This is a genomic window from Novosphingobium sp. Chol11 (genome assembly GCF_945870625.1).
Classification (GTDB): domain Bacteria; phylum Pseudomonadota; class Alphaproteobacteria; order Sphingomonadales; family Sphingomonadaceae; genus Novosphingobium.
The window spans coordinates 1-4,828 of sequence record NZ_CAMBTS010000155.1 but is presented as its reverse complement, the minus strand read 5'-3'; the positions used below and the strand labels follow the sequence as shown (position 1 = coordinate 4,828).

The window sequence follows — 4,828 nt, the reverse complement described above, 5'->3', positions numbered from 1 at the left end:
TCCCGATCGACGTCAAAGGCACCGCCTTTCAAGAGGCAATCTGGCGCGAGTTGCGCCGCATCCCGCGCGGGGAGACACGCACCTATGCCCAGCTCGCCGCCGTTGTCGGCAATCCGGGCGCGGTGCGTGCGGCGGGCAGCGCCAACGGGGCGAACCACGTCTCGGTCCTCATTCCTTGCCACCGGGTGATCCGCACCGATGGCAGCCTCGGCGGCTACGCCTGGGGCCTCGCCATCAAGCAGGAGCTGCTGGCGCGGGAAAGGCCTTGAGAGCGCGCCTCCGCCAGTCCCCATCATTCCCCTTTAACACCGCGCGGGCGCTGCTATACCCTGAAAGCCAGATTACAGCACACCCAGGGAGAACCAGCCATGACCACCACCCTCGCGCTCGACGCAGCCATGCCGCAAACCATCGGCGAAGCTTTCGCCCATATCGGCAAAGTCACCGCGCCGACCGCGCTGGATATCAAGGTCATGGTGCTGGTCGAGGCCGCGAGCAAGGAACTCTACCGCGCTTCGGCGGCCCAAAGCGATAACCCGGCAGTGGCCGATCTGCTGATCGCCAATGGGGATGAAGAATTTCTCCACGCCAATCGCGCCGCCGCCGCGCTGAAGGCGCTCACCGGCGAGGTGTTCACGCCCCCTGCCGCGCAGGACAACCCTTACCTCGCAGGCGGCGCGTTCCCGCTCGCCGAGCTGACCCCGGCGGCGCTGCGCAAGCTGGCCGATGCCGAATTTGCCGGCGAAGCGCTTTACGAAGGCTGGGCTGCCAGCATGGAAAACGCAGAGGCCGCCGCGCTCTTGCGCGCCAACGGCAAGGAAGAAACCGACCACGGCAACCGCTTGCTCAAAGCTGCCGCGCTGCTGGAGGGGTAAGCGGTCCTCGTAAGCCAAGTTTTCCACCCCCGGAGATTCGCGCCAGAACCTGAGGCATGATCATGTGCGGCAGCGTCAGCACCGACAGCATGATGAAAGCGGCCCTGATACTTGCTTCGGAAAACACGAGGTGCGGCGCAGCGAGGGCTAGCGCGCCAGTCGCGGTGAGCGGGATCAGGGTGAAGAGCCCCGCCTGCATCATGACCCGGCGAGATGAAAACAGGTGCAGCCGGGCGTCCACTTGGCGCAGATAAAGCGGGGCGTGCTCGAAGCAGAAGTAAGCGGTGAAAGCGATCACCGGGGGCAGCACCAGCATCATCGCGACAACAACGACAATCTTCGCAGCTTCGCGATAACGGCGCTGGGCAATCAGCATCGCGGCGCCTGAAACGGCAATCGCGGCCGCCATGGGCGCAATCATCAAGAATATCGCGCCAAGACCGCTATCGGTTCCGCCGCCGATGATCATGCCGAACAGCGTTTCGAGTTCGGGCCGATGGAGCAGGACCGGCGCGGTCAGCATCGCCGTGGCGGCGGCGCGCGCGATCCACGGATCGAGCCCCGGGCGCAATTCTTCGCTGAAATGCTCGAACGCGAGCAGGAAAAACAAAATCAGCGCCGCTGCCGCAGATATCAGCCAAAGCGCTGCCATTGCACCGGCAATGGCCAGATAGAGCGCGATCATTTCGTGCGTGGATACTGCTGGCAGATGTGCCGCGCGCCTTGCATCGTGCTCCAGCGCGATATCGAATGCACCGTGCGGCAGCCCCATCACCATCAGCAGCGAGGCCGCGAGGATATACTGCGCGGCAAGCGGCAAACTCAGCGCCACGCCGATGAAAATGAGGGCCGGCAATGCGAGTTGTGATTTCATCGGCCTCGCCCGAAAAAATGTCCGGCGCACCGCCGAAATGGCGCGCCGGACGTTTTTGGAAAGCAATCTAATTCAGCTTCGCATCGGCGTTATGCGGCCGCCAGATTCATCGTCTCGTTCTCGGACTTGCGCACCGCGATGATGAAGATCAGCACGCCCACGCCTGCCTTGGCGATAATGTCGGCAATCGTGTAACCGACCTGCACGCCCGTGATGACCGTGGCGCCGGTGAGGTTGGTGTAGGGGATCATGTAGACGATCGGGTAAAAGCCCCATGACGCAAAGGTCACAAGCCGGGCCGTCTTGATCAATTCACGCACATTGTCTGGCTGCCGCTCGATCGAGGCACCGAGGCCTGCGAACAGCTGGTACATGACGTAGGCAAATGGGATTGACGACAACGTGCCCCAGATCGCACGGGTGGTGTTGTCGGTGGCGATTTCGCCGGGATAGCCGAGCGCGACCATCAGCGCTGCAGCCACGCCAAGCCGGGTAGAGAGCGACATCGTCTCTTTCTGGCTGAGGCCCATGACCAAGACCAATTCGATCAACAGCAATGGCACGGTGAGCAACCAGTCGACATACCGATAGGCGTCGTTGAAGGCGACCTCGCCTGCAGTCACCACGCCATTGCGCAACTGGTACGACTCGCCCCAGCTTTCGAAAATGCGGAAGTAGTGATAGGCGGCGATGGCGCAGACCAGCCCGGAAATCGTCAAAGCGGTCTTGTAGGTCGTGGTTACCTGCGAACGGCTGATCCACAGGAACAGAGTCGCGGCTGCCATTGTGGCAAATGTGAAAGAAAAAGCGTTGTAAACAAGAGAGTATTGTCCGGGTGAGATGATTTCCATAGATTTTTCCCATAAGCTTTGAAAAACATGGCTCGATTGCACCAAGTACTACTTCGAGCATTCGTTCCAAATTTTCGAGGTATCTTCTGCAAGCGACGTCGATGACGTGACCGCGCTCTTGCAGCGCTAGGCATCTAAACGCACTACGGGTTTCTCTCGGTAGTGTATTTACAGGCCCGCTTCGACCGCGATCCTGATGGCATCGGCCACATTATGCGTATCGAGCTTTTGAAAAAGCAGCGTGCGGTGCATGTCGACCGTCTTTTCGCTCAGTCCGAGCTGCCACGCGATCTGCTTGTTGCGCTGCCCGCGCGCGATCAATTCCAATATCTCGCGTTGCCGCGCCGACAGCGATTTGACCAGCGCCGTTGCCCGTGCCTGACGCGCCGAGGACGGTCCCGAAGATTGCACCGGCAATTCGACCTGCGAGCCCAGAAAGTACTCAAGCTCGCCATCTGTATCGAACACCGGGGCGACCAGCACCGCGTTGCGAAAGGGCGATCGATCGCGCTTGTAGTTCATGATCTCGACCAGCACCGGCCGCCGCTCGCGCACCCCGGCGCTGATTCTCTCCGTCAGCCACGGCTCTGTTCCGGGTCCTGCCAGAAACTTGCAATTGCGGCCGATGATTTCATCGCGGGGATAGCCGGTGAGCGCGCAAAAGGCCTCGTTTGCCGCGATGATGGGATTATCGGCGAGGCGCGGGTTGCTGATCACCGAAGCAATCGGGCTGCGCCTGATCGACTCGAGCAAATTCTCGCCGTGCGCGTCGAGCTTGTATTCGACCAACTGCTCCATAGGCGAGGGGGTAAGCGCTATGTCGCAACACTCCAACCCGTCCCTTTGGACCTATCCGATCGCCTGGCTCAGCGCGGCGGCAGCGGCAGGCCCGGCGCGGCCGCCGCGATCACTTTTTCGAAGAGCGCTGCGCTCTCGGGAATGTCCGAGTTTACCATTATAGCGCTGCCGGTTTTTTGCTTTGGATAGCGCACGATCATCGACCGAAAACCCTGCCAAGCGCCGGAGTGGTATTCGATCGGCGTTCCCTCCACGGTCGCGGTGAACCAGCCCATGCCGTACGTGGCGGGTTTGGCCGGCTCGGTCTTGATCACCGGAGCCTTGCCCTCCTGCTACCGCATCAGCACCGCAAGGCTGCCGCCTTGCTCGATCCCGATGGCAAGGCCCGGGATGTTCTGCCGCTTGAGCGCGGCGTTGACCGCATTATCAAGGCTGTCTGCGTGGGCCGCGCCGGTGCAAGTGAGCAGCAGGCAGAAGGCAAAGCTTTTGATAGACGTTCCGGGCATGGGCCAATCTCCCGCTGATCTCTCGGTCAAAAAGGCTAGTCAAGCCGATCGCACCTAGCAAGCCCGAGCGGAACCCCCTTTCACACGAACGAATAGGGATCGATGTCCACCGCCACGCGCACGCCGGGCGGGAAGGTCAGCCCGCCCAGCCAGTCGCGGATGATCGCCTGCACTTCGGCGGAGCGGCGCGCGTTGATCAAGAGGCGGTAGCGGTAGCGGCCGCGCAGCAGCGAGAGCGGGGCGGGGGCGGGGCCGAGCACCATGACATCGGGCAATTCGGGCCGGGTGCCGCCGATGGCGCGGGCGGCGTCGCGCGCTTCGGCATCGTCCTCGCTCGATACGATGATCGCGGCCCACCGGCCAAACGGCGGCGCGCCTGCCTCGCGCCGCGCTTCGGTCTCGGCGGCATAGAACGCGTCGCGCGTGCCGCTGGCGAGCGCGGCGATCACGGCGGCGGCGGGGTGGCGCGTCTGGATCAAGACTTCGCCCGGCTTGGCCCCGCGCCCGGCGCGCCCGGCGACTTGCGCGATCTGCTGATAGGTGCGCTCGGCGGCGCGCAGATCGCCGCCCTCCAGCCCCATATCGGCATCGATCACGCCCACCAGTGTCAGCTCGGGAAAGTGGAAGCCCTTGGTAACGAGCTGGGTGCCCACGATCACATCGATCGCGCCGCTTTCGGCTTGCGCCACGAATTCCGCCGCCTTGGCCGCGCTGGTCAGCGTGTCCGAGGTCACCAGCGCGACGCGCGCGCCGGGCAGGATTTCGGCGACCTCGTCGGCGATCCGCTCCACGCCCGGGCCGCAGGCGACGAGGCAATCGGGCTCGCCGCATTCGGGGCACGTCGGCGGCGGCGGCACTTCGTGGCCGCAGTGGTGGCAGGCCAGCCGCCGCGAGAGGCGGTGCTCGACCAGCCAGGCCGAGCAA

General features: G+C 63.4%; 8 protein-coding genes. 2 read left to right on the top strand and 6 right to left on the bottom strand.

The window, feature by feature from the left end:
• A partial coding sequence (locus Q0O40_RS15390; RefSeq protein ID WP_295531884.1) for a methylated-DNA--[protein]-cysteine S-methyltransferase occupies window positions 1–269 on the top strand: 269 nt, incomplete at its 5' end.
• A gap of 99 nt (window positions 270–368) precedes the next feature.
• Window positions 369–875: a hypothetical protein gene (locus Q0O40_RS15385; protein ID WP_295531881.1), complete on the top strand. Its 507-nt coding sequence runs from the start codon at window positions 369–371 to the stop codon at window positions 873–875.
• Here the strand turns inward: Q0O40_RS15385 and Q0O40_RS15380 are convergent.
• The 6 genes from Q0O40_RS15380 to priA form a co-directional block, all read right to left on the bottom strand.
• Window positions 847–1,749, bottom strand: a complete 903-nt coding sequence (locus Q0O40_RS15380; RefSeq protein ID WP_295531878.1) for a Brp/Blh family beta-carotene 15,15'-dioxygenase — start codon at window positions 1,747–1,749, stop codon at window positions 847–849. The genes Q0O40_RS15385 and Q0O40_RS15380 overlap by 29 nt on opposite strands.
• 89 nt (window positions 1,750–1,838) lie before the next feature.
• Entirely contained in the window at window positions 1,839–2,600 is a 762-nt protein-coding gene (locus Q0O40_RS15375) for a bacteriorhodopsin-like (RefSeq protein ID WP_295531875.1), read from the bottom strand.
• 168 nt (window positions 2,601–2,768) lie between these two features.
• Window positions 2,769–3,398 carry a LuxR C-terminal-related transcriptional regulator gene (locus Q0O40_RS15370; protein WP_295531873.1) on the bottom strand — a complete coding sequence of 210 codons (630 nt, stop codon included), beginning with the start codon at window positions 3,396–3,398 and terminating at the stop codon, window positions 2,769–2,771.
• 68 nt (window positions 3,399–3,466) lie between these two features.
• Complete coding sequence (locus Q0O40_RS15365; protein ID WP_295531870.1) at window positions 3,467–3,712, bottom strand: serine hydrolase; 246 nt, start codon at window positions 3,710–3,712, stop codon at window positions 3,467–3,469.
• 18 nt (window positions 3,713–3,730) lie between these two features.
• The gene (locus Q0O40_RS15360) at window positions 3,731–3,904 is read right to left on the bottom strand and encodes a hypothetical protein (RefSeq protein WP_295531867.1); all 174 of its coding nucleotides are present in this window, start codon (window positions 3,902–3,904) and stop codon (window positions 3,731–3,733) included.
• Window positions 3,905–3,984: 80 nt separating this feature from the next.
• Window positions 3,985–4,828: primosomal protein N' (gene priA / locus Q0O40_RS15355; RefSeq protein WP_295531865.1), on the bottom strand; the 844-nt coding region annotated here is incomplete at its 5' end.

What these genes read in the sequence shown, in the direction of transcription:
- Q0O40_RS15385 (WP_295531881.1), top strand. Translation starts at nt 369, where the DNA reads ATGACCACCACCCTCGCGCTCGACGCAGCCATGCCGCAAACCATCGGC.
- Q0O40_RS15380 (WP_295531878.1), bottom strand. Translation starts at nt 1,749, where the DNA reads ATGAAATCACAACTCGCATTGCCGGCCCTCATTTTCATCGGCGTGGCG.
- Q0O40_RS15375 (WP_295531875.1), bottom strand. Translation starts at nt 2,600, where the DNA reads ATGGAAATCATCTCACCCGGACAATACTCTCTTGTTTACAACGCTTTT.
- Q0O40_RS15370 (WP_295531873.1), bottom strand. Translation starts at nt 3,398, where the DNA reads ATGGAGCAGTTGGTCGAATACAAGCTCGACGCGCACGGCGAGAATTTG.
- Q0O40_RS15360 (WP_295531867.1), bottom strand. Translation starts at nt 3,904, where the DNA reads ATGCCCGGAACGTCTATCAAAAGCTTTGCCTTCTGCCTGCTGCTCACT.